The 22094-nt window shown below is 62.7% G+C and carries 22 protein-coding genes; 14 read left to right on the forward strand and 8 right to left on the reverse strand.

Going from position 1 to position 22094, the window contains the following annotated elements:
* Positions 1-15: 15 nt before the first annotated feature.
* On the forward strand, positions 16-921 hold the full coding sequence (argB, locus tag BV82_RS00135) for an acetylglutamate kinase (protein ID WP_010225876.1): 906 nt from the start codon (positions 16-18) through the stop codon (positions 919-921).
* 106 nt (positions 922-1027) lie between these two features.
* On the opposite strand, the gene pyrE is transcribed toward argB, so the two are convergent.
* Positions 1028-1669, reverse strand: coding sequence for an orotate phosphoribosyltransferase (pyrE, locus tag BV82_RS00140; protein WP_010225878.1), 642 nt, complete (start codon positions 1667-1669; stop codon positions 1028-1030).
* A gap of 80 nt (positions 1670-1749) precedes the next feature.
* On the opposite strand from pyrE, the gene BV82_RS00145 reads away from it, so the two are divergent.
* Positions 1750-2529, forward strand: coding sequence for an exodeoxyribonuclease III (locus tag BV82_RS00145; protein WP_010225880.1), 780 nt, complete (start codon positions 1750-1752; stop codon positions 2527-2529).
* Positions 2530-2595: 66 nt separating this feature from the next.
* On the opposite strand, the gene BV82_RS00150 is transcribed toward BV82_RS00145, so the two are convergent.
* The gene (locus BV82_RS00150; RefSeq protein ID WP_036995235.1) at positions 2596-2964 is read right to left on the reverse strand and encodes a DUF4870 domain-containing protein; all 369 of its coding nucleotides are present in this window, start codon (positions 2962-2964) and stop codon (positions 2596-2598) included.
* Between the two features lie 24 nt (positions 2965-2988).
* Positions 2989-3711 (reverse strand): ribonuclease PH, encoded by a 723-nt coding sequence (gene rph / locus BV82_RS00155; protein WP_010225884.1) that lies wholly within the window; start codon positions 3709-3711, stop codon positions 2989-2991.
* Positions 3712-3947: 236 nt separating this feature from the next.
* Here rph and BV82_RS00160 point away from each other — a divergent pair, with 236 nt between their 5' ends.
* Positions 3948-4811 carry a YicC/YloC family endoribonuclease gene (locus BV82_RS00160; RefSeq protein ID WP_010225886.1) on the forward strand — a complete coding sequence of 288 codons (864 nt, stop codon included), beginning with the start codon at positions 3948-3950 and terminating at the stop codon, positions 4809-4811.
* A gap of 13 nt (positions 4812-4824) precedes the next feature.
* A complete protein-coding gene (gene gmk, locus BV82_RS00165; protein WP_036995236.1) occupies positions 4825-5445 on the forward strand; it encodes a guanylate kinase in 621 nt (206 codons plus the stop codon).
* A gap of 21 nt (positions 5446-5466) precedes the next feature.
* Here the strand turns inward: gmk and BV82_RS00170 are convergent, their stop codons facing one another.
* The 4 genes from BV82_RS00170 to BV82_RS00185 all read right to left on the reverse strand — a co-directional run bounded on the left by BV82_RS00170 (position 5467) and on the right by BV82_RS00185 (position 10787).
* On the reverse strand, positions 5467-6987 hold the full coding sequence (locus BV82_RS00170; RefSeq protein WP_010225890.1) for an APC family permease: 1521 nt from the start codon (positions 6985-6987) through the stop codon (positions 5467-5469).
* A gap of 112 nt (positions 6988-7099) precedes the next feature.
* Positions 7100-7879: a gamma-glutamyl-gamma-aminobutyrate hydrolase family protein gene (locus tag BV82_RS00175; RefSeq protein ID WP_036995238.1), complete on the reverse strand. Its 780-nt coding sequence runs from the start codon at positions 7877-7879 to the stop codon at positions 7100-7102.
* 14 nt (positions 7880-7893) lie between these two features.
* The gene (locus BV82_RS00180) at positions 7894-9387 is read right to left on the reverse strand and encodes an aldehyde dehydrogenase (protein WP_036995239.1); all 1494 of its coding nucleotides are present in this window, start codon (positions 9385-9387) and stop codon (positions 7894-7896) included.
* Between the two features lie 17 nt (positions 9388-9404).
* Positions 9405-10787, reverse strand: coding sequence for a glutamine synthetase family protein (locus tag BV82_RS00185; protein WP_010225896.1), 1383 nt, complete (start codon positions 10785-10787; stop codon positions 9405-9407).
* A 246-nt stretch (positions 10788-11033) separates the two neighbouring features.
* On the opposite strand from BV82_RS00185, the gene BV82_RS00190 reads away from it, so the two are divergent.
* From BV82_RS00190 to BV82_RS00210, 5 genes are all read left to right on the forward strand, one after another.
* Entirely contained in the window at positions 11034-11912 is an 879-nt protein-coding gene (locus tag BV82_RS00190; RefSeq protein WP_010225899.1) for a LysR family transcriptional regulator, read from the forward strand.
* Positions 11913-12072: 160 nt separating this feature from the next.
* The gene (gene rpoZ / locus BV82_RS00195; RefSeq protein WP_010225901.1) at positions 12073-12339 is read left to right on the forward strand and encodes a DNA-directed RNA polymerase subunit omega; all 267 of its coding nucleotides are present in this window, start codon (positions 12073-12075) and stop codon (positions 12337-12339) included.
* Positions 12340-12399: 60 nt separating this feature from the next.
* Positions 12400-14508, forward strand: a complete 2109-nt coding sequence (spoT, locus tag BV82_RS00200; RefSeq protein ID WP_010225903.1) for a bifunctional GTP diphosphokinase/guanosine-3',5'-bis pyrophosphate 3'-pyrophosphohydrolase — start codon at positions 12400-12402, stop codon at positions 14506-14508.
* Positions 14509-14531: 23 nt separating this feature from the next.
* Positions 14532-14912, forward strand: a complete 381-nt coding sequence (locus BV82_RS00205) for a RidA family protein (protein WP_003229509.1) — start codon at positions 14532-14534, stop codon at positions 14910-14912.
* Positions 14913-14973: 61 nt separating this feature from the next.
* On the forward strand, positions 14974-15711 hold the full coding sequence (locus BV82_RS00210) for a hypothetical protein (protein ID WP_010225908.1): 738 nt from the start codon (positions 14974-14976) through the stop codon (positions 15709-15711).
* 3 nt (positions 15712-15714) lie between these two features.
* Here BV82_RS00210 and BV82_RS00215 read toward each other — a convergent pair whose 3' ends face one another.
* Positions 15715-16572, reverse strand: coding sequence for an SDR family oxidoreductase (locus tag BV82_RS00215; protein ID WP_036995240.1), 858 nt, complete (start codon positions 16570-16572; stop codon positions 15715-15717).
* A 195-nt stretch (positions 16573-16767) separates the two neighbouring features.
* Here BV82_RS00215 and exbB point away from each other — a divergent pair, with 195 nt between their 5' ends.
* From exbB to recG, 5 genes are all read left to right on the forward strand, one after another.
* Positions 16768-17754: a tonB-system energizer ExbB gene (gene exbB, locus BV82_RS00220; RefSeq protein WP_036995243.1), complete on the forward strand. Its 987-nt coding sequence runs from the start codon at positions 16768-16770 to the stop codon at positions 17752-17754.
* 3 nt (positions 17755-17757) lie between these two features.
* Entirely contained in the window at positions 17758-18183 is a 426-nt protein-coding gene (exbD, locus tag BV82_RS00225; protein ID WP_010225911.1) for a TonB system transport protein ExbD, read from the forward strand.
* Complete coding sequence (locus BV82_RS00230; protein WP_036995244.1) at positions 18180-18917, forward strand: energy transducer TonB; 738 nt, start codon at positions 18180-18182, stop codon at positions 18915-18917. The genes exbD and BV82_RS00230 overlap by 4 nt, the downstream gene beginning before the upstream one ends.
* Positions 18918-19010: 93 nt before the next feature.
* Entirely contained in the window at positions 19011-19931 is a 921-nt protein-coding gene (locus BV82_RS00235; RefSeq protein WP_010225913.1) for a hydrogen peroxide-inducible genes activator, read from the forward strand.
* A gap of 9 nt (positions 19932-19940) precedes the next feature.
* Complete coding sequence (recG, locus tag BV82_RS00240) at positions 19941-22016, forward strand: ATP-dependent DNA helicase RecG (protein ID WP_010225915.1); 2076 nt, start codon at positions 19941-19943, stop codon at positions 22014-22016.
* The last annotated feature ends 78 nt before the right edge of the window (positions 22017-22094 follow it).

Here is a 22094-nt window from a genome sequence, read left to right on the forward strand (position 1 = left end):
CAATTGGAGCCCTGCATGACCCTCGATCGCGATGCCGCCACCCATGTCGCCCAGGTTTTGTCCGAAGCGCTGCCTTACATTCGCCGCTTTGTCGGCAAGACCCTGGTGATCAAATACGGCGGCAACGCGATGGAGAGCGAAGAGCTCAAAACCGGTTTTGCCCGCGATGTGGTGCTGATGAAAGCCGTGGGTATCAACCCGGTGGTGGTGCACGGTGGCGGCCCGCAGATCGGTGACCTGCTCAAGCGTCTGTCGATCGAAAGCCGCTTCGTCGATGGTATGCGCGTTACCGACGCGCAAACCATGGACGTGGTAGAAATGGTCCTCGGCGGCCAGGTCAACAAAGACATCGTCAACCTGATCAACCGTCACGGCGGCAGCGCCATCGGCCTGACCGGCAAGGACGCCGAGCTGATTCGCGCGAAAAAGCTCACCGTCACCCGCCAGACACCAGAAATGACCACCCCGGAAATCATCGACATCGGCCATGTCGGCGAAGTGGTCGGGGTTAACACCGACCTGCTCAACATGCTGGTCAAAGGTGACTTCATCCCGGTAATCGCGCCAATCGGCGTGGGCGCCAACGGCGAGTCGTACAACATCAACGCTGACCTGGTGGCAGGCAAGGTGGCTGAAGCACTGAAGGCTGAAAAGCTGATGCTGCTGACCAACATCGCCGGCCTGATGGACAAGCAAGGCACCGTGCTCACCGGCCTGACCACCGAACAGGTCAACGAACTGATCGCTGATGGCACTATCTACGGCGGCATGCTGCCGAAGATCCGCTGTGCCCTGGAAGCGGTGCAAGGCGGCGTCAACAGCTCGCACATCATCGATGGCCGGGTGCCGAACGCGGTACTGCTGGAGATCTTCACCGACAGCGGTGTGGGTACTTTGATTACCAATCACAAGCCGCGTTAAACCCTTTCGCGGCTCAAACCCGCCCCTACAGAGCCTGTGGGAGCGGGCTTGACCCGCGATGAGGCACAAAAAAAGGCGACCCTATGGTCGCCTTTTTTTATTGGCTTCAGATACCGTACTGCGCCCGGTAGGCCTCGACGGCCGGCAAGTGCTGCTTGAGCGCCGGGTCGTCGGCGAGGAACTCCAGCACCTGGGTCAGCGAGACGATGCTCACCACCGGAATGCCGAAGTCACGCTCCACTTCCTGGATGGCTGACAGCTCGCCATTGCCGCGCTCCTGGCGGTTCAATGCGATCAGTACGCCAGCAGCCTTGGCTTGCTGGCCCTGGATGATCTGCATGACTTCGCGGATGGCAGTGCCGGCAGTGATCACATCGTCGATGATCAGCACATCACCGGTCAGCGGTGCGCCCACCAGGCTGCCGCCTTCACCATGGGCCTTGGCCTCTTTGCGATTGAAGCACCATGGCAGGTCGAGGTCATGGTGCTCGGCCAGGGCCACGGCAGTAGCCGCCGCCAGGGGGATACCCTTGTAGGCCGGGCCGAACAGCACGTCGAAGGGAATCTTGCTGTCGACGATCGCCGCAGCATAGAAACGCCCGAGCTGAGCCAGGGCCGAACCACTGTTGAACAGGCCGGCATTGAAGAAGTACGGGCTGGTGCGCCCGGACTTGAGGGTGAACTCACCGAAGCGCAGAACCCCGCGGTCGATGGCAAAACGAATGAAGTCGCGCTGATACGGCTGCATGAAGAGTCCCGGATACCACGGATTTAGCTAATTGAGTACAGCTCGGGTATCATACACGCACGAGATTTTTGGGGCCATTTATGCGGATCATCAGTGTGAACGTTAATGGCATTCAGGCTGCCGTTGAGCGTGGTTTGCTCAGCTGGCTACAAGCCCAGAATGCTGACGTCATCTGCCTTCAGGATACCCGCGCCTCGGCCTTTGAACTCGACGACCCAGCTTTCCAGCTCGATGGCTACTTCCTTTATGCCTGCGACGCAGAAGTTCCCGCCCAAGGCGGCGTGGCACTTTATTCGCGGTTGCAGCCCAAGGCAGTCATCAGCGGCCTGGGCTTCGAGACAGCCGACCGCTACGGACGTTACCTGCAGGCCGATTTCGACAAGGTAAGTATCGCAACCCTGTTGCTACCTTCGGGAATGAACGGCGATGAAGACTTGAACCAGAAGTTCAAGTTGATGGACGACTTCGCCAAGTACCTGGACAAGCAACGGCGCAAACGTCGTGAATACATCTATTGCGGCTCGTTGTACGTGGCGCAGCAGAAGCTCGACGTCAAGAACTGGCGCGATGGCCAGCAGTCTCCAGGCTTCCTGGCGCCGGAACGCGCCTGGATGGACGAGATTGTCGGCAACATGGGTTATGTCGATGCCCTGCGCGAAGTCAGCCGTGAAGGCGACCAGTACAGCTGGTGGCCAGACAACGAACAGGCCGAGATGCTCAACCTGGGCTGGCGTTTCGACTACCAGTTGCTGACGCCAGGCCTGCGCCGCTTCGTGCGCAGCGCACGCCTGCCACGCCAGCCGCGCTTCTCCCAGCATGCGCCGCTGATCGTGGACTACGACTGGACGCTGACCATCTGATGGTTCCAGCCACAAAAAAGCCGACTTCGCGTCGGCTTTTTTGTGGCTGGAACTTTTAGCTGATCATTATTTGATCGGCCGCCAGGTCAGCGGGTAGCGATACGGCTGACCTTCGTTGGCCTTGACCCCGGCAACAATAGTGAGGATCAGCACGGCAATCATCAGCATGCCGAACAGTACGATACCCACCAGCACGAACATCAGCGCAAAGCAGATGATCGAGGCCAGGAACACGGTGATCTGAAAGTTCAGCGCTTCCTTGCCCTGGGCATCGATGAACGGATCCAGGTCTTTCTTCCAGATCCACATCACCAACGGTCCCAGCAGGTTGCCCAGCGGAAAGACCAGGCCGAGCAAGGCAGCGAGGTGGCAGAACATTGCCCATTGCCGGATCTCGGTGTTGGGGGTGGGCAACTGCAACGGTTGCTCGGTCATGCTCTGCTCCTTGCCATGTGTGGATCAGTCGGCCAGCGAGGCCTTCTGCAGTTCGAACAGGTCGATCATGCCCTTTTGCGCCAGCGCCAGCATGGCATTGAGCTCTTCAGGCTGGAATGGCGCGCCTTCGGCGGTGCCCTGTACTTCGATGAAGCCACCCTGGCTGGTCATCACCACGTTCAGGTCGGTCTCGGCGGCCGAGTCTTCGAGGTAGTCCAGGTCGAGCACCGGCTCACCTTGGTACATGCCCACCGAAACGGCAGCGATCATGTGCTTGAGCGGGTCACCGCCCTTCAGGCCACCACGCTTTTTGACCACGCGCAGGGCGTCGACCAGGGCGACCATGGCGCCGGTGATCGAAGCGGTACGGGTGCCGCCATCGGCCTGAATCACGTCGCAGTCGACGTACAGGGTGATGTCGCCCAGCTTGCTCATGTCCAGCGCAGCGCGCAGGGAGCGGCCGATCAGGCGCTGGATTTCGAGGGTGCGGCCGCCTTGCTTGCCGCGGCTGGCTTCGCGCTGGTTACGCTCACCGGTAGAGCGCGGCAGCATGCCGTACTCGGCAGTCAGCCAGCCCTGGCCCTGGCCCTTGAGGAAGCGCGGGACACCGTTCTCGACACTGACGGTGCAGATGACTTTGGTGTCACCGAACTCGACCAGTACTGACCCCTCGGCGTGTTTGGTGTAGTTGCGGGTGATGCGGATCGAGCGGAGCTGATCGGCAGCGCGACCACTTGGACGTTTCATTTGGGATACCTGTACTGGACTTGAATCTGCCCAGCATTATAGAGCGCGCCGGGCGCTGAGGACACGCCTATTGTCGCAGGGCCCGAAACAGGGGGCCCAGGGCCGCAGGTCGGGTTTTTCCAGAGGCGCCCTGACTGTTTGTAACATCAGTGGATTGGGAGCCAGCGCCGCACTGCGCTACAATCCTGCGCCTTCAGCCGTTGGCTTTCTTTCATCTATTGCGCGAGGTACTTCCCATGGTGCACAGCATGACCGCTTTTGCTCGTGTCGAGCGCGCCGGTAGCCAGGGCACCCTGATCTGGGAACTGCGCTCGGTCAATCATCGCTACCTGGAGCCGCACCTGCGCCTCCCGGAAGCCTTCCGCGACCTCGAAGGCGCCGTACGCGAAAGCCTGCGCCAGGGCCTGTCGCGCGGCAAGGTCGAGTGTACCCTGCGCTTCAACGAAGAGAACAACGGCAAGGCCTTGCAGGTCGACCGCGAGCGGGCCGCGCAACTGGTTGCCGCCGCCGAGACGGTGGCCAGCCTGATCAAGCAGCCGGCGCCGCTCAACCCACTCGAAGTACTGGCCTGGCCTGGTGTACTGGTGGCCGATGCCAGCGACCCGCAGGCGCTCAACAACGAGGCCATGACCCTGTTCGAAGAAGCCCTGAACGAGCTGAAGAACGGCCGCAACCGCGAAGGCAGCGAGCTCGCCCGGTTGATCAACGAGCGCCTGGACAGCATGGCCAGCGAGGTCACCACCTTGCGCGCGCTGGTACCGCAGATGCTCGCCGCGCAACGGCAGAAGATCCTCGACCGCTTCACCGACATGCAGGCCGAGCTCGACCCGCAGCGACTGGAACAGGAAATGGTCCTGCTCGCGCAAAAGAGCGACGTTGCCGAAGAGCTCGACCGTTTGAGCACCCACGTCACCGAAGTGCGCCGGGTGCTCAAGTCCGGCGGCGCCGCCGGCCGGCGCCTGGACTTCCTGATGCAGGAGCTCAACCGAGAAGCCAACACCCTGGGCTCCAAAGCCTTCGACCCACGCAGCACCCAGTCCGCGGTCAACCTCAAGGTACTGATCGAGCAGATGCGTGAACAAGTACAGAACATTGAGTAAGGCCACCCCGACCATGAATCACAGCAGCGGCACCCTCTACATCGTTTCGGCCCCCTCCGGCGCCGGCAAGACCAGCCTGGTCAAAGCCCTGATCGACGCTGACAGCAGCATCCAGGTCTCGGTCTCGCACACCACCCGGGCCATGCGCCCAGGCGAAGTGCACGGCGTGAACTATCACTTCGTCGAGCACACCGCGTTCAAGCTGATGATCGAGCAAGGCGACTTCCTCGAACAGGCCGAGGTCTTCGGTAACTTCTACGGCACCTCGCGCAGCGCGCTGCAACAGGCGCTCGACCAGGGCCAGGACCTGATCCTCGAGATCGACTGGCAAGGCGCCCAGCAGGTGCGCAAGCTGATGCCCGGGGCGCGCTCGATCTTCATCCTGCCACCGACCCAGGAGGCCCTGCGCCAACGCCTGACCAACCGCGGCCAGGACAGCGACGAGATCATCGAAGGACGGATGCGTGAAGCGGTGAGCGAGATGAGTCACTACGACGAGTATGACTTCGTCATCATCAATGATGACTTCGCCACAGCACTGGAAGACCTCAAGGCGGTGTTCCGCGCCAATCGCTTGCTGCAGGCCAACCAGCAGCAGCGTCATGGCCAGCTGCTCAAGCAACTGCTTGCCTGAGCAACCGGCCACTCCAGCCGCTTAGCGGCGGCTGGAGACCGTGGCGTGACGATGCAGGGTCATGCCCAGGAAAAACGCCGGCGCACGCAGGCGTGACAGCAGCATCAGCACCAGGCCGAGCACGGTGATGATCATCGCGATCACGAACACCAGGCCCAACCCACCCACATGTGAACCGCTGCCGAACGACGGCGAGGCGCTGTCGATGGCTGTCTGCAGAAAGATCACCGAGAGAATGCCGCCACCGAGCAATGGGCACAGGCCACGCATCAGGAAGTGCCGCAGGCTGTCGAACAGGCTGTGGCGGAAGTACCAGACGCAGGCGTAGGCGGTCAGCGAATAGTAGAAGCAGATCATCATGCCCAGGGCGGTGATGGTGTCGGCCAGAACGTTTTCGCTCAGGGTCCGCATGGTCACATAGAACACCCCTGCTGCCATGCCAGCGCAGATGGTGGCGTACCGCGGGGTTTTCGAGCGCGGGCAGACGCTGGCGAAGCGCTCTGGCACAGCGCCGTAATACCCCATGGCCAGCAATGTACGCGCCGGCGACACGAAGGTGGACTGCAGTGAGGCGGCAGTACTGGCCAGCACGGCGATCGACATCAGGATCGCCAGCGGCCCCATCACCGGACCGGCCAGGTGGGCGAAGACGTTTTCCTGGATGCGCGGGTTGTTCAGGCCCAGGCCGATATCACCGATACCGGCAAACTGCAGCGTGGCAATCGCCGTGACCAGGTACAACCCCAGGATCAGCAGCACGGTCAGGGTCGCCGCGCGGCCGGGGGTATCACCGCTGCCCACCGATTCTTCACTGATGCTCAGGCACACGTCCCAGCCCCAGAAGATGAAGATCGACAGCGACAGGCCGGCGGTAAAAGCCGAGAACGACTCAACACCGAAGGGGTTGAACCAGTCTAGATCGAACGCCAGCGGCGGCGTCGCCGAAGACTCGCCAAACGCGGCCATGGCAAAGCCCACCAACACCACCAGTTGCAACGCCACCAGACCGTACTGCACGGTCATGGTCGTGGCGATGCCGCGACAGCAGATCCACACCGCCATGGCGATGAACACGCAGCAGGTGACCACATTGACCAGCAGGTTGTCGCTCAGCGCAGCCACCTCGTGGCTGCCGGAGATCTGCCCAAGGAATAAATAGAAGAAGTCGACGGCCACCCCGGCCAGGTTTGACAGCACGATGGTGGTCGCGGTGACCAGCCCCCAGCCGCCGATCCAGCCGATCATCGGGCCGAATGCCCGCGCCGACCAGGTAAAGGAAGTACCGCTGTCCGGCTCGGCCGCATTCAGCTCACGATAACCCAGGGCCACCAGCAGCATCGGCAGGAAGCCAACGATGAATACCGCCGGCAGATGAGCCCCGACTTCACGCACGGTCGGGCCCAGCGCGCCAGTCAGGGTATAGACCGGGGCAATGGTGGAAATGCCCAGCACGATGCTGGCCAGCAGTCCGAGCCGGCCCTTGGCCAGCCCCTTGGATCGCCCGCCCTCACCTGGAGACAGGCCTGCTTTGTGTTCACTCATGAGTAGTTGCCGCCAATATTGGTATTGTTTTTCAGGACACCCCGCGGGATGTCCGCTTTCACTCACTGAAACCTGTTGCGTGGTACTTCAAGCCCGGATCAACCGGCTGACCTCATAGGGTCTTCTCCCGGATCTGCTCACCCGTGGCACGGGCCAGGCATGCCTCACGGAACGCCTGGAACAGGCGCAGCGAGACCGGGTTGTCGGCAAAGCGGTACTCGGGGTGCCATTGCACACCGACCACAAAGCCTGGGGCGTCATCCATGGACACCGCTTCGACCAGTCCATCGGGGGCCAATGCTTCGGCTCGCAAGCCGTCGGCCAGGCGATCGATACCCTGGCCGTGCAGCGAATTGACCATGAAGCTGTGCTCCATCCCCAGGCGCTCGAACAGCCCGCCGGGCTGGACAATGACCAGGTGACGGGGGCCGTACTGTTCTTCCAGCGGGGCATCCTGCGGCTCGCGATGATCCAGGTAGCCCGGCAGCTCCTGCACGCGCTGGTGCAAGGTACCGCCGAGGGCCACGTTGAGTTCCTGGAAACCACGGCAGATGCAGAACACCGGCACGCCGTCGGCAATCGCGGCCTGCAGCAGCGGCAGGGTCAGCCGATCGCGAAACACGTCGTGCTTGGTCCCTTCCACGCTGGGGGCGCCATTGTAATGATGCGGCTCGACATTTGAAGGCGAACCGGTAAAAAGAATGCCATCGAGCCGCTCTAGCACACGGCGCGGGTCGCTGGGCTCTGCCCTTGCCGGGAGGATCAGGGGGATCCCGGCAAAGCCTGCGGCCTCGACATATTTGTCGCCAACGGTGTGCGACGAGTTCTTGCCCAGTTGCTGGCGGCAAGCGGAAACGCCAATCAAAGGCGACATTGCGGCGGTAGTTTGCATGGGTTCACCCTCCCTTACAGCTTGATCCAGGTCGCCTTGAGTTCGGTGTATTTGTCGAGAGCGTGCAGCGATTTGTCCCGGCCATTGCCCGACTGCTTGAAGCCGCCGAACGGGGCGGTCATGTCGCCGCCATCGTACTGGTTGACCCAGACGCTGCCAGCACGCAGGGCGCGAGCGGTGTTGTGGGCACGGGAAATGTTGCTGGTCCATACCGCCGCAGCCAGGCCGAAAGGCGAGTCGTTGGCGATGGCGATGGCTTCTTCAGGGCTGTCGAAGGTGATCACCGACAGCACCGGGCCGAAGATTTCTTCGCGGGCGATACGCATGGCATTGGTGACGCCGTCGAAGATCGCCGGCTGCACATACACGCCGCAGGTGTCTTCCAGTACTCGCTCACCGCCGGTGACCAGGGTGGCACCGTCAGCCTTGCCGGCTTCGATGTAACCGAGCACGGTATCCAGCTGGGTGGTGTCCACCAGGGCACCGACACGGGTGTCCGGGTCCAGCGCATGGCCAGGCTTCCAGGCCTTGAGAGCCTCGACCACCATTGGCAGGAAGCGCGCCTTGATGCTGCGCTCGACCAGCAGGCGCGAACCGGCAATGCACACCTCGCCCTGGTTGAAGGCGATAGCGCTGGCCGCGGCTTCGGCGGCCGCCTGCAGGTCCGGCGCGTCGGCGAAGACGATGTTCGGGCTCTTGCCGCCGGCTTCGAGCCAGACCCGCTTCATGTTCGACTCACCGGCGTAGACCATCAGTTGCTTGGCGATACGGGTGGAGCCGGTGAACACCAGGGTGTCGACATCCATATGCAGGGCCAGGGCCTTGCCGACGGTATGGCCGTAGCCTGGCAGCACGTTGAGTACACCGGCCGGCAGACCCGCTTCGATCGCCAATTGGGCGATGCGAATGGCGGTCAGCGGCGACTTTTCGGACGGCTTGAGGATCACCGAGTTACCGGTGGCCAGGGCCGGGCCGAGTTTCCAGCAGGCCATCATCAGTGGAAAGTTCCACGGAACAATGGCCGCGACCACGCCGACCGGCGAGCGGGTGACCAAACCCAGCTGGTCGGACGGGGTCGCAGCAACTTCGTCGTAAATCTTGTCGATGGCTTCGGCATTCCAGCGGATGGCGTTGGCCGCGGCCGGAATGTCGATGCTCAGGGAATCGGCAATCGGCTTGCCCATGTCCAGGGTTTCCAGCAATGCCAGTTCTTCGGCATTTGCCAGAAGTAAATCAGCAAAGGCGATCAGCACCCGCTTGCGCTGGGCCGGGGCCTGCTCAGCCCAGATGCCGCTGTCGAAACTGCGCCGGGCAGCGGCCACCGCACGTTCGGCGTCGGCGCTGTCACAGCTGGCGATCTGTGCCAGTTGGCGGCCGTCGACCGGGCTTGCGCACTCGAAGGTCTCGCCGGACACACTGGCGCAGTACTGGCCGTCGATAAAGGCGCGGCCTTCGATGGTCAGGCTCTGGAAAAGCTGTTCCCAGTGTTGGCGTGGTGCTGTTGTCATTGTTGTTCTCTCCGGCGTCACACCGTGTGCAGGTACCAGTTGTATTCGAGGTCGGAAATCGACACTTCGAACTCAGCCATCTCGCTTTCCTTGCAGGCGACAAAAATATCGATGTAGTCCGGGCTGATGTATTTGTTCAGCACTTCACTGTCATCGAGCTCACGCAGCGCATCGCGCAGGTTGTTCGGCAGGCTCTGCTCCAACTGCTCGTAGGAGTTGCCTTCGATAGGCGCTCCCGGCTCGATCTGGTTGGTCAGGCCGTGATGGATACCGGCGAGAATCGCCGCCATCATCAGGTACGGGTTGGCGTCAGCGCCGGCGACACGGTGCTCGATGCGCACGGCATCGCTGCTGCCGGTCGGCACGCGGACGGCGACGGTACGGTTGTCCAGGCCCCAGCTTGGCGCATTGGGCACATAGAACTGGGCACCGAAACGCCGGTAGGAGTTGATATTCGGGCACAGAAAGGCCATCGACGCCGGCATGGTCTCCAGCACGCCACCGATGGCGTGGCGCAGGGTTTCGCTTTGCTCGGGGTCTTCGCTGGTGAAAATGTTCTTGCCGGTTTTCTTGTCCAGCAACGAAATGTGCACATGCAGACCGTTGCCGGCCTGGCCCGGGTAGGGCTTGGCCATGAAGGTGGAGTCCATTTCATGGTCGTAGGCGATGTTCTTGATCAGGCGCTTGAGCAACACCGCGTAGTCGCAGGCCTTCATCGGGTCGGCGACGTGGTGCAGGTTGACCTCGAACTGTGCCGGGGCGCTTTCCTTGACGATCGCATCCGCCGGAATGCCCTGCTCCTTGGCGGCTTCGAGCATGTCCTGCAGGCAATCGACGTATTCATCAAGATCGTCGATCAGGTACACCTGGGTCGACTGCGGGCGCTTGCCGGAGATCGGCGAGCGCGGTGGTTGCGGACGGCCATTGAGGTTGTCCTGGTCGATCAGGTAGAACTCAAGCTCGAACGCCGCGCAGATGTCCAGGCCCAGCGCGTCGAACTTCTCCACCACGCTGCGCAGCACTTCCCGCGGGTCGGCAAAGAATGGCGTGCCGTCCAGCTCGTGCATGGTCATCAGCAATTGCGCGGTCGGGCGTTTCTGCCAGGGCTCATAAGCAAGGGTGCCGGGGATCGGATAGCAGATGCGGTCGGCATCGCCGATGTCCAGGCCCAGGCCGGTGCTTTCGACAGTCGAGCCGTTGATGTCCAGGGCAAACAGTGAAGCCGGCAGATTGATGCCTTTTTCGTAGACCTTGACCAGGCTTGCACGCTCGATGCGCTTGCCACGCACCACGCCGTTCATGTCTGCAATCAGCAGATCGACAAATTGCACCTCAGGGTGGGCCTGGAGAAATTCACCCATCTCATCGAGAGGGATGGCGCACGGGGAGACCGACGTCATGGCTAGGCATCCTTTGATTTTTTATCGAACGACATGGAGGAGGTACTACTGCGCTATCGGGAGCGGCGATGGTTTCATTTGTTCTTTTAAGTGGTCCCATCGTGGGGAACAGCTGGGCGCCGCGGCTTCGCACGGACGTTCCAGATTCTTCTGTAAACATCGTGACTTGATTCGCGACTGCCGCCTCACTATAGAATGGCCCCCACGCAACAGACATTGGCATTTAGGCAAGTAAAGAGTGCATCCATGCAATATCAGATCAGCCATGCCGACCTTTCTCTGGTGCTCGCACTGGTTCGCGGCCGCTCCCTGGCCAAGGCAGCCGAGCTGCTGAAGGTCGATGTATCGACTGTTTTTCGTTCGATTCGGCGCATGGAAGCCGCCCTGGGTACCGCGTTGTTCGTCAAAAGCCGCAAGGGTTACATCCCCACCGGCACCGCCCAGGCCCTGGCCGAACAGGCCGAGCGCGCCGAGCAGGCGCTGGATGCCGCGCGGGTGGCGCTGGAGCACGGTGAGCAAGTGGTCAGCGGCACGGTGCGCCTGACCTGCACCGACGCCGTGCTGCACAGCCTGCTGCTGCCGGCGCTGGCCGAGTTCATGCCGGCCTACCCGGCGCTATCGCTGGAGCTGGCGACCTCCAACACCTTTGCCAACCTCAGCCGGCGTGATGCCGACCTGGCCCTGCGCCTGACCAATACGCCGCCGGAACACCTGGTAGGACGCTGCCTGGGCGCGGCGTCTTATGTGATCTGCGGTCGCGAGGAGTTTCGTCAACGCCTGGCCGAAAACCCCACCAGCGTTGCGTGGATCGCCCCGGACGATGCCATGCAGGATCACCCAACGGTGGTCTGGCGCAGCGAGCACATGCCCGGCGTGATGCCCAAGTACCGCTGCAGTGGCATCTCGGCGATAGCCCAACTGGTCAGCGCCGGCCTGGGCGTTGCCGCCCTGCCCGACTACATGGCCCATACCCTGCCGGGGGTGGAGCGACTGAGCGATCCGCTGCCTGGCTGCGACACCGAACTGTGGCTGCTGACCCGTCCGGATTGTCGGGCTTTGCGTTCGGTGCAGACGCTGTTCGACGAATTGACCCCACGCCTGCGGGATGCCCTGGGCCGACAGTAAAATTCAAGACAGTTGTGTTAGAGGCCTTTAACTAGGTATCGTCGAGGTATCAAGGACTGGAAATGAAATCAACGCTTCCCTAAAGGCTGGTGATTTTTTAAACTATCGAGTCCGCTCGCCCATTCGGGCTGAACACCGCATTTGCTACTTGAGGAAGACCATGGCCCGCGTAACCGTTGAAGACTGCCTAGAACACGTGGATAACCGTTTTGAGCTGGTCATGCTCTCGACTCGTCGTGCTCGTCAACTGGCCACCGGCGGCAAAGAGCCGAAAGTGGCATGGGAAAACGACAAGCCTACCGTCGTCGCCCTGCGCGAAATCGCTGAAGGCATCTGCACTCCAGAGTTCATGGCCGCAGAAGAGATCCGTCACGAAGAGCCGGTCTTCGCCGCATTCGGTGAGGAAGAGGCCAACGAGGCGGTCTAAGCCCATGCCTGGTCGACGTAGTACGGCGCCGGTCCCCGTCCCTCGGCAGGAGGTAACCCCATGCCGAGCATAGACGCCCTCGCCGATCGCTTGTCGACCTACCTCGGCGCCGACCAGGTCAACCTGGTGCGCCGGGCGTATTTCTACGCCGAACAAGCCCACGACGGCCAGCGCCGTCGCAGCGGCGAAGCCTACGTCACGCATCCGCTGGCGGTGGCAAGCATCCTTGCCGACATGCACATGGACCATCAGAGCCTGATGGCGGCCATGCTGCATGACGTGATCGAAGACACCGGCATCGCCAAGGAAGCGCTCAGCTCGCAATTTGGCGAAACCGTGGCCGAACTGGTCGACGGCGTCAGCAAGCTGACCCAGATGAACTTCGAAACCAAGGCCGAAGCCCAGGCGGAGAACTTCCAGAAAATGGCCATGGCCATGGCCCGGGATATCCGCGTGATCCTGGTCAAGCTGGCCGACCGCCTGCACAACATGCGTACCCTCGAGGTACTGTCCGGCGAAAAACGCCGGCGCATCGCCAAAGAGACCCTGGAAATCTACGCGCCCATCGCCAACCGCCTGGGCATGCACAGTGTGCGCGTAGAGTTCGAAGACCTCGGTTTCAAGGCCATGCACCCGATGCGCTCGGCGCGCATCTACCAGGCGGTCAAGCGCGCCCGCGGCAACCGCAAGGAAATCGTCAACAAGATCGAAGAATCGCTGGCTCACTGCCTGGCGGTCGACGGCATCGAGGGCGAAGTCAGCGGCCGGCAGAAGCACCTCTATGGCATCTACAAGAAGATGCGCGGCAAACGCCGGGCCTTCAACGAGATCATGGACGTCTACGCGTTTCGCATCATCGTCGACAAGGTCGACACCTGCTACCGCGTGCTCGGCGCCGTGCACAACCTGTACAAGCCGCTACCGGGGCGCTTCAAGGATTACATCGCGATCCCCAAGGCCAACGGTTACCAGTCGCTGCATACCACGCTGTTCGGCATGCACGGCGTGCCCATCGAGATCCAGATCCGCACCCGCGAAATGGAAGAGATGGCCAACAACGGCATCGCCGCTCACTGGCTGTACAAGTCCAGTGACGACGAACAGCCCAAGGGCACCCACGCCCGGGCGCGCCAGTGGGTCAAAGGCGTGCTGGAAATGCAGCAACGCGCAGGCAACTCCCTGGAATTCATCGAGAGCGTGAAGATCGACCTGTTCCCGGACGAGGTCTACGTGTTCACGCCCAAGGGCCGGATCATGGAGCTGCCCAAAGGCTCCACGGCGGTCGACTTCGCCTACGCGGTGCACACCGACGTCGGCAACAGCTGCATCGCCTGCCGCATCAACCGCCGCCTGGCACCGCTGTCCGAGCCACTGCAAAGCGGCTCGACGGTCGAGATCGTCAGCGCCCCGGGCGCGCGACCGAACCCGGCCTGGCTCAATTTCGTGGTGACCGGCAAGGCACGCACGCACATCCGCCATGCGCTCAAGCTGCAGCGCCGCTCGGAATCCATCAGCCTGGGCGAACGCCTGCTGAACAAGGTCCTCAACGGTTTCGACAGCGCCCTGGACAAGATCCCCCAGGAACGCATCCAGGCCATGCTCGGCGAATACCGCCTGGAGCTGATCGAAGACCTGCTCGAAGACATCGGCCTGGGCAACCGCATGGCCTACGTGGTGGCCCGCCGCCTGCTGTCCACCGAGGGCGAGCAATTGCCAAGCCCGGAAGGCCCGCTGGCGATCCGCGGCACCGAAGGCCTGGTGCTGAGCTACGCCAAATGCTGCACGCCGATCCCGGGCGACCCGATTGTCGGCCACCTGTCGGCCGGCAAAGGCATGGTGGTGCACCTGGAAAACTGCCGCAACATCAGCGAAATCCGCCACAACCCGGAAAAATGCATCCAGCTGTCCTGGGCCAAGGATGTCACTGGCGAATTCAACGTCGAGCTGCGCGTGGAGCTTGAGCACCAGCGCGGCCTGATCGCCCTGCTGGCCAGCAGCGTCAACGCCGCCGACGGCAATATCGAGAAAATCAGCATGGATGAACGCGATGGTCGCATCAGCGTGGTCCAACTGGTGGTCAGCGTGCACGACCGCGTGCACCTGGCACGCGTGATCAAGAAACTGCGCGCCCTGGCCGGTGTGATCCGAATCACCCGCATGCGTGCGTAGCCCAATAACAGCAAGGAGTCATCATGACCAAGACCGTCATCACCAGTGACAAGGCCCCGGCCGCCATCGGCACCTACTCCCAGGCGATCAAGGCCGGCAACACGGTGTACATGTCCGGGCAGATCCCGCTGGACCCGAAAACCATGGAGCTGGTCGAAGGCTTCGAAGCCCAGACCGTTCAGGTCTTCGAAAACCTCAAGGCCGTTGCTGAAGCTGCTGGCGGTTCGTTCAAGGACATCGTCAAGCTGAATATCTTCCTCACCGACCTGAGCCACTTCGCCAAGGTCAACGAGATCATGGGCAAGTACTTCGACCAGCCGTACCCGGCCCGCGCCGCCATCGGCGTTGCTGCCCTGCCGAAGGGTTCGCAGGTTGAAATGGATGCCATCCTGGTCATCGAGTAACACCTGCGAAGGCGCGTCGCCCGGCGCGCCTTCATCCCCCGCCCCTACAAGGACCCCCGCCATGCGCTACGCGCTCGCCCTGTCGCTGCTCGCCACCCTGTTGAGCGGCTGCGCCAGCCACAGCCCGGAAGACCTCAACGGTACCTGGATCAATCAAAACGCCATCGACGCCGCCGCCAAAGGCTCCAACCTGCGCCAGGCCCTGCTCGCCAATGGCCCGAACCTTGAGTGGAAGGTCAATATCGCTGCTGGCCAGGCCGCCTACAGCAATGGCTTCGAAGCCGGCGATGGCAAGCTCAAGGCGCTCAAGGACGGCCAGTGGGAAGTTGATTTCTACGGCAACTACGCCGAAACCCTGAACCTGGATGGCGATGAACTGGTGCAAGCCGCCAGCGACGCCAATGGCCAGCAGAGTTTCCAGCGCGCTGAAACACCGGCCCCCATCGACGCCCCCGTCGGCACCACCTTTGAAACTGCGCTTTATAGCGCCTACCTGGGTGGCGACTGGAAGATTGTCGAGGGCCCGGGACAGGGAGCGGTGGCACATTTTCGCGCCAACGGCAGCCTCGATGGCCTGCCCGGCCTGGATCGCTACGCCCTGTGCCTGGCCGGCGATTGCGCGGCCATGAGCGGCGAGTACGACAGCCTGTGGCTGGAACGCAACCAGCAGGGCAATCCGTGGATCTTCAAGCGTGACGGCAAACAACTGGAAATCTTCCAGGCCGTCAACCAGGCCAAGGCCGACGAGATGCCGGATCTGCATCCTGGCACCCGTCGCTGGCTGCTTGAGCGTCAGTAAGGGTTAAAGGCTGCCGGCAAGGATGGCGGCATAGCCTTCCTTGTAGCTTGGGTACTGTGGCGCCCAGCCCAGTGCCCGGGCCCGGGCGTTGCTGCAACGCTTGCTGCCGGTGCGCCGCACCCGCTCCTGTTCCGACCACTGGGTAACGCCCATGTACTCACGCAGCCAGGCGACCACGTCAAACAATGGCGCCGGCGCGTCGTCGACGCCGATGTAACAATCGTCCAGGGCCTCGCCCCGGTGATCGGCCTTGAGCAGAAAAGCCAGCAGCCCGGCCGCATCTTCAGCATGAATGCGGTTGCCGTACAGCGGTGGCTCTTCCGTCACCCGATAGCCCTGGCGGACCTGGCTCAGCAACCATTCGCGGCCCGGCCCGTAGATGCCGGTGAGGCGCACGATGGTAGCGGGAATACCGCTGGCCAAAGCCAGGCGCTCGGCTTCGAGCATGACCTTGCCCGAATAGCCTTCAGGCTCCACGGCAGCGCTTTCATCAATCCACTCACCGTCCTTCTGCGCATACACGCTGCTGCTCGAGACAAACAGCAGACGCCGCGGCGCTTGCTTGCGCTCGGCCAGCCAGCCCAGCACGTTGCGCAGGCCGTCAACATAAGCAGCTTGATAGCCGGCTTCGTCATGCTGGCTCGCCGCGACGCTGTAGACCAGGTAATCCGGCGCGTCAACCGGCCAGGCGGCCGGACAGCGCGGATCGTTCAAGTCGGCCGCGATGGCCGCCACCCCTTCTGGCAATTGGCCAACACTGCGGCGCAGGCCGCTCACCGGCCAGCCAGAAGCCAGCAATTGCTTGGCCAGACGGCCACCGACATCGCCACAACCGACGATCAGAACTGAGGGCGCAGACATCCCGAAACTCCGTAAATCAAAGGCCCAGCCTATCCAAATAAATCGATAGGCGGCTAGCTATGGTGGAAAAAAAGTAACTTTATTACTTCTGCTAACAAGAATTACTTGCAATAATGGCTACCCAATTTTGTTCTCGGCCTGTCTCGAGGCCTGGAAGGACAACCACCTCTTTCTTCTTCATCAGGTCAGGCCAGCATGACACGTATCCAACCTTCCGCTTCGCCAACCATGTCGCGCGCATGGCGCGCCATTGCCGCGCTGATGTTCAGCCTGGTGATGGCACCCGTCGCTCTGGCCGATGAGCCAACTACCGCTCCCGCCACTCCAGCCGCTGCTGTAGCACCGGCCGCGCCAGGCGCCGAACAGGCTGCAGCGACCGACCCGGCTGCCGCGCCTGCCGCTGCACCGATCGATGGCCAGGTAGCCAACCCTGCCGACGAAAGCGTTGAAGCACTGGTTGAAGACACCAGCCTGGGCATGGCCCACGACCTGTCGCCGTGGGGCATGTACAAAAACGCCGACATCGTGGTCAAGATCGTCATGATCGGCCTGGCTATCGCCTCGATCATCACCTGGACCATCTGGATCGCCAAAGGCTTCGAGCTGCTGGGCGCCAAGCGCCGCCTGCGGGGCGAGATCGCTGCACTCAAACGCGCGACCACCCTCAAGGAAGCCAGCGACAGTGCCAGCAAAGAAGGCACCCTGGCCCATGTCCTGGTCCACGATGCCCTGGATGAAATGCGCCTCTCGGCCAATTCCCGCGAGAAAGAAGGCATCAAGGAGCGCGTCAGTTTCCGCCTCGAGCGCCTGGTCGCCGCCAGCGGCCGCAACATGAGCAGCGGCACCGGCGTGCTGGCCACCATCGGTTCCACCGCACCGTTCGTCGGTCTGTTCGGTACCGTCTGGGGCATCATGAACAGCTTCATCGGCATCGCCAAAACCCAGACCACCAACCTTGCCGTGGTTGCCCCAGGTATCGCCGAAGCATTGCTGGCGACCGCCCTGGGCCTGGTTGCAGCAATTCCTGCCGTGGTCATCTACAACGTCTTCGCCCGCTCCATCGCCGGCTACAAGGCCCAGGTGTCCGATGCCTCGGCCGAGGTCCTGCTGCTGGTCAGCCGCGACCTGGATCACCAGCCAGGCGAACGCGCAGTTGCACCTCACATGGTCAAAGTGGGCTAAGCCATGGGCCTGCATCTGAACGAAGGTGGCGACGACCTCGCCGAAAACCACGAAATCAACGTTACGCCGTTCATCGACGTGATGTTGGTCCTGCTGATCATCTTCATGGTGGCAGCGCCACTGGCAACCGTCGACATCAAGGTCGACCTGCCAGCCTCGACCGCCAAACCTGCGCCGAGGCCCGAGAAACCGGTGTTCCTCAGCGTCAAGGCTGACCAGAAACTCTACGTCGGCGACGATCAGGTCCAGCCTGACCAGCTCGGGGCGATTCTCGACGCCAAGACCAAGGGCGACAAGGACACCACGATCTTCTTCCAGGCTGACAAAGGCGTGGATTACGGCGATCTGATGGAAGTCATGAACACGCTGCGCGCGGCCGGTTACCTGAAAGTCGGTCTGGTCGGCCTTGAGACGGCAGCCAAGAAATGATCAAGACGCGGCATAAGCTGGCGCGTTACAGCAGTAGTCTGGCGATTGTGCTGGGTATCCATGCCGTTGCCGTGTTGCTGACGCTCAATTGGTCGGTGCCCCAAGCGATCGAGTTGCCGCCTGCGGCAATGATGATCGAAATGGCACCGATGCCCGAACCGGCACCGCCACCTCCACCGAAGGTGGTCACACCGCCACAGCCGCCAGCGCCGGTCGAAGAACCGCCGCTGCCGAAACTGGCCGAGGCGCCAAAACCGAAAATCGCCATCGCCAAGCCGGTCAAGCCGAAGGCCAAACCGCAGCCGCCCAAGCCTGAGAAAAAGCCTGAGCCGCCGCAGGAGAAGCCCGCCGACGAGGAAGTGGTCGATACACCGCCAACTACCGCGCCGGCACAGAAATCGGCGGCCCCGGCACCGAGCATCGCCACCAACAGCAATGCCTTGCCGACCTGGCAAAGCGACCTGCTGCGTCACCTGGCGAAGTACAAGCGCTACCCGGAAAACGCCCGGCGCCTGCGTATGGAAGGCATCAACCGTCTGCGCTTTGTGGTCGATGGCGAGGGCAAGATCCTTTCCTACGCCCTGGCCGGTGGTTCGGGCAGCGCGGCACTGGATCGGGCGACCCTGGAGATGATCCGCCGCGCGCAACCGGTACCACCGCCACCAAAGGAATTGCTCAACAACGGCAGCATTGAAGTGATCGCGCCTTTCGTCTACTCGCTGGACAAACGCTAACGCTTTGTTTCTGTCACAAACGAGCAAGTCTGATAACGTGCGTCTATCGATTGCAGCCGCTATGCTGGGGCCGCAACTTCATGGACGCACGTTATGACCCTCACAGAATTGCGCTACATCGTCACCCTCGCCCAGGAGCAGCACTTCGGCCATGCCGCCGAGCGCTGCCACGTCAGTCAGCCGACGCTGTCGGTCGGCGTGAAGAAGCTTGAGGACGAGCTGGGTGTACTGATCTTCGAGCGCAGCAAAAGCGCGGTGCGCCTGACCCCGGTCGGCGAAGGCATCGTTGCCCAGGCGCAAAAGGTGCTTGAGCAGGCCCAGGGCATTCGCGAGCTGGCCCAGGCCGGCAAGAACCAGCTGACCGCCCCGCTGAAAGTCGGCGCGATCTACACCGTCGGCCCCTACCTGTTCCCGCACCTGATCCCGCAACTGCACCGGGTCGCCCCGCAGATGCCGTTGTACATCGAAGAGAACTTCACCCACGTACTGCGCGACAAGCTGCGCAATGGCGAGCTGGATGCAGTGATCATCGCCCTGCCGTTCAACGAAGCCGATGTGCTGACCCTGCCGCTGTACGACGAACCTTTCTACGTGCTGATGCCCAGCGAGCATCCGTGGACCCAGAAAGAAACCATCGACGCCGGCCTGCTCAACGACAAGAGCCTGCTGCTGCTCGGTGAAGGCCACTGCTTCCGTGACCAGGTGCTCGAGGCCTGCCCGACCCTGGCCAAGGGCAGCGACGGCGCCAAGCACACCACGGTCGAATCCAGCTCGCTGGAGACCATTCGTCACATGGTCGCTTCAGGCCTCGGTGTGTCGATCCTGCCGCTGTCGGCAGTGCACAGCCATCATTACGCCCCGGGCGTGATCGAAGTGCGCCCCCTGAGCCCACCGGCACCGTTTCGTACCGTCGCCATCGCCTGGCGCGCCAGCTTCCCGCGACCCAAGGCGATCGAGATCCTCGCTGACTCGATCCGCTTGTGCTCGGTCGCCAAACCCGCCGCGAGCCAGTAGGAAAGCGCCATGCCGGAGTTGTCCCAGGTCTCGGTGACCGCGCTCAAGGGTGTCGGCGAGGCCATGGCCGAGAAGCTCGCCAAGGTCGGCCTGGAAAACCTTCAGGACGTGCTGTTCCACCTGCCGCTGCGCTATCAGGACCGTACTCGCGTGGTGCCCATCGGCGCCCTGCGTCCGGGCCAGGATGCAGTGATCGAAGGCGTGGTCAGTGGCACCGACGTGGTCATGGGCAAGCGCCGCAGCCTGCTGGTGCGCCTGGGCGACGGCAGCGGCGTGCTCAGCCTGCGCTTTTACCATTTCAGCAACGCCCAGAAGGAAGGCCTCAAGCGTGGCACCCACTTGCGCTGCTATGGTGAAGCCCGCCCAGGTGCCTCGGGCCTGGAAATCTACCACCCGGAGTACCGCGCGCTGACCGGCGACGAGCCGGCCCCGGTGGAACAGACCCTGACACCGATCTACCCGACCACCGAAGGCCTGACCCAGCAGCGCCTGCGCCAGCTGTGCCAACAGAGCCTGGCGCTGCTGGGCCCGCGCAGCCTGCCGGACTGGCTGCCGGAAGAACTGGCCCGGGACTATCGACTGGCACCGCTGGACGACGCGATCCGCTACCTGCATCACCCACCCGCCGATGCCGATGTCGACGAGCTTGCCGAAGGCCAGCACTGGGCCCAGCACCGCCTGGCATTCGAAGAACTGCTGACCCACCAGCTGTCCCAGCAGCGCCTGCGCGAAAGCCTGCGTGCCCAGCGTGCGCCGGTACTGCCCAAGGCCAGCCGCTTGCCACAGCAGTACCTGGCCAACCTCGGTTTTGCGCCGACAGGCGCACAGCAGCGGGTCGGCAACGAGATTGCCTACGACCTCAGCCAGCCGGAGCCAATGCTGCGCCTGGTCCAGGGAGACGTTGGCGCGGGCAAGACCGTGGTCGCCGCCCTGGCCGCGCTGCAGGCGCTGGAGGCCGGTTACCAGGTGGCGCTGATGGCGCCCACCGAGATCCTCGCCGAACAACACTTCATCACCTTCAAGCGCTGGCTCGAGCCGCTGGGCATCGAAGTCGCCTGGCTGGCCGGCAAGCTCAAGGGCAAGGCGCGCGCCAGCGCCCTGGAGCAGATCGCCGCCGGCGCACCGATGGTGGTCGGCACCCATGCCTTGTTCCAGGAAGAGGTGAAGTTCAACAACCTGGCCCTGGCGATCATCGACGAACAGCACCGCTTCGGCGTGCAACAGCGCCTGGCCCTGCGCCAGAAAGGCGTGGGCGGCCAACTTTGCCCACACCAGTTGATCATGACCGCCACGCCGATCCCGCGCACCCTGGCAATGAGCGCCTATGCCGACCTGGATACGTCAATCCTCGACGAGCTGCCGCCAGGCCGCACCCCGGTCAATACCGTGCTGGTGGCTGACAGCCGGCGTTTCGAGGTGGTCGAGCGGGTCCGTGCGGCCTGTGCCGAAGGGCGTCAGACCTACTGGGTATGCACCCTGATCGAAGAGTCCGAAGAGCTCACCTGCCAGGCCGCCGAGACCACCTTCGAGGAGCTCAGCAGCGCCTTGGGCGAATTGCGCGTCGGCCTGATTCACGGGCGCATGAAGCCTGCGGAAAAAGCCGCGGTGATGGCCGAGTTCAAGCAGGGCAACCTGCAACTGCTGGTGGCGACCACGGTGATCGAGGTGGGGGTCGACGTGCCCAACGCCAGCCTGATGATCATCGAGAACCCCGAGCGCCTGGGCCTGGCACAGTTGCACCAGCTGCGCGGCCGGGTTGGCCGCGGCAGCGCGGTGAGCCACTGCGTGCTGCTGTATCACCCGCCGCTGTCGCAGATCGGCCGCGAACGCCTGGGGATCATGCGCGAAACCAACGACGGCTTCATCATCGCCGAAAAGGACCTGGAGCTGCGCGGCCCCGGCGAAATGCTCGGCACCCGCCAGACCGGCCTGCTGCAATTCAAGGTCGCCGACCTGATGCGCGATGCCGATCTGCTGCCCGCCGTGCGCGATGCCGCCCAGGCCCTGCTGGCGCGTTGGCCGTCGCACGTGAGCCCGTTGCTGGAGCGCTGGCTGCGTCACGGCCAGCAATATGGCCAAGTGTGACGGCCGTCCCAGATTGCAGCCAGCCCAAGGTTCAAGCTGGTTATACTCATGCGATTGAAAAAATTTTGGATACAGACC

Source organism: Pseudomonas donghuensis (assembly GCF_000696345.2).
Lineage (GTDB): Bacteria > Pseudomonadota > Gammaproteobacteria > Pseudomonadales > Pseudomonadaceae > Aquipseudomonas > Aquipseudomonas donghuensis.

Bases quoted from the DNA above. Each gene is read 5' to 3' on its own strand.
- BV82_RS00210 (WP_010225908.1), top strand. From the start codon at position 14,974: ATGCGCTACGCGCTCGCCCTGTCGCTGCTCGCCACCCTGTTGAGCGGC.
- BV82_RS00215 (WP_036995240.1), bottom strand. From the start codon at position 16,572: ATGTCTGCGCCCTCAGTTCTGATCGTCGGTTGTGGCGATGTCGGTGGC.
- BV82_RS00175 (WP_036995238.1), bottom strand. From the start codon at position 7,879: ATGCAAACTACCGCCGCAATGTCGCCTTTGATTGGCGTTTCCGCTTGC.
- gmk (WP_036995236.1), top strand. From the start codon at position 4,825: ATGAATCACAGCAGCGGCACCCTCTACATCGTTTCGGCCCCCTCCGGC.
- pyrE (WP_010225878.1), bottom strand. From the start codon at position 1,669: ATGCAGCCGTATCAGCGCGACTTCATTCGTTTTGCCATCGACCGCGGG.
- BV82_RS00190 (WP_010225899.1), top strand. From the start codon at position 11,034: ATGCAATATCAGATCAGCCATGCCGACCTTTCTCTGGTGCTCGCACTG.
- spoT (WP_010225903.1), top strand. From the start codon at position 12,400: ATGCCGAGCATAGACGCCCTCGCCGATCGCTTGTCGACCTACCTCGGC.
- BV82_RS00205 (WP_003229509.1), top strand. From the start codon at position 14,532: ATGACCAAGACCGTCATCACCAGTGACAAGGCCCCGGCCGCCATCGGC.
- rph (WP_010225884.1), bottom strand. From the start codon at position 3,711: ATGAAACGTCCAAGTGGTCGCGCTGCCGATCAGCTCCGCTCGATCCGC.
- argB (WP_010225876.1), top strand. From the start codon at position 16: ATGACCCTCGATCGCGATGCCGCCACCCATGTCGCCCAGGTTTTGTCC.
- recG (WP_010225915.1), top strand. From the start codon at position 19,941: ATGCCGGAGTTGTCCCAGGTCTCGGTGACCGCGCTCAAGGGTGTCGGC.
- BV82_RS00145 (WP_010225880.1), top strand. From the start codon at position 1,750: ATGCGGATCATCAGTGTGAACGTTAATGGCATTCAGGCTGCCGTTGAG.
- BV82_RS00235 (WP_010225913.1), top strand. From the start codon at position 19,011: ATGACCCTCACAGAATTGCGCTACATCGTCACCCTCGCCCAGGAGCAG.
- exbD (WP_010225911.1), top strand. From the start codon at position 17,758: ATGGGCCTGCATCTGAACGAAGGTGGCGACGACCTCGCCGAAAACCAC.
- BV82_RS00180 (WP_036995239.1), bottom strand. From the start codon at position 9,387: ATGACAACAGCACCACGCCAACACTGGGAACAGCTTTTCCAGAGCCTG.
- BV82_RS00185 (WP_010225896.1), bottom strand. From the start codon at position 10,787: ATGACGTCGGTCTCCCCGTGCGCCATCCCTCTCGATGAGATGGGTGAA.
- BV82_RS00150 (WP_036995235.1), bottom strand. From the start codon at position 2,964: ATGACCGAGCAACCGTTGCAGTTGCCCACCCCCAACACCGAGATCCGG.
- rpoZ (WP_010225901.1), top strand. From the start codon at position 12,073: ATGGCCCGCGTAACCGTTGAAGACTGCCTAGAACACGTGGATAACCGT.
- BV82_RS00160 (WP_010225886.1), top strand. From the start codon at position 3,948: ATGGTGCACAGCATGACCGCTTTTGCTCGTGTCGAGCGCGCCGGTAGC.
- exbB (WP_036995243.1), top strand. From the start codon at position 16,768: ATGACACGTATCCAACCTTCCGCTTCGCCAACCATGTCGCGCGCATGG.
- BV82_RS00230 (WP_036995244.1), top strand. From the start codon at position 18,180: ATGATCAAGACGCGGCATAAGCTGGCGCGTTACAGCAGTAGTCTGGCG.
- BV82_RS00170 (WP_010225890.1), bottom strand. From the start codon at position 6,987: ATGAGTGAACACAAAGCAGGCCTGTCTCCAGGTGAGGGCGGGCGATCC.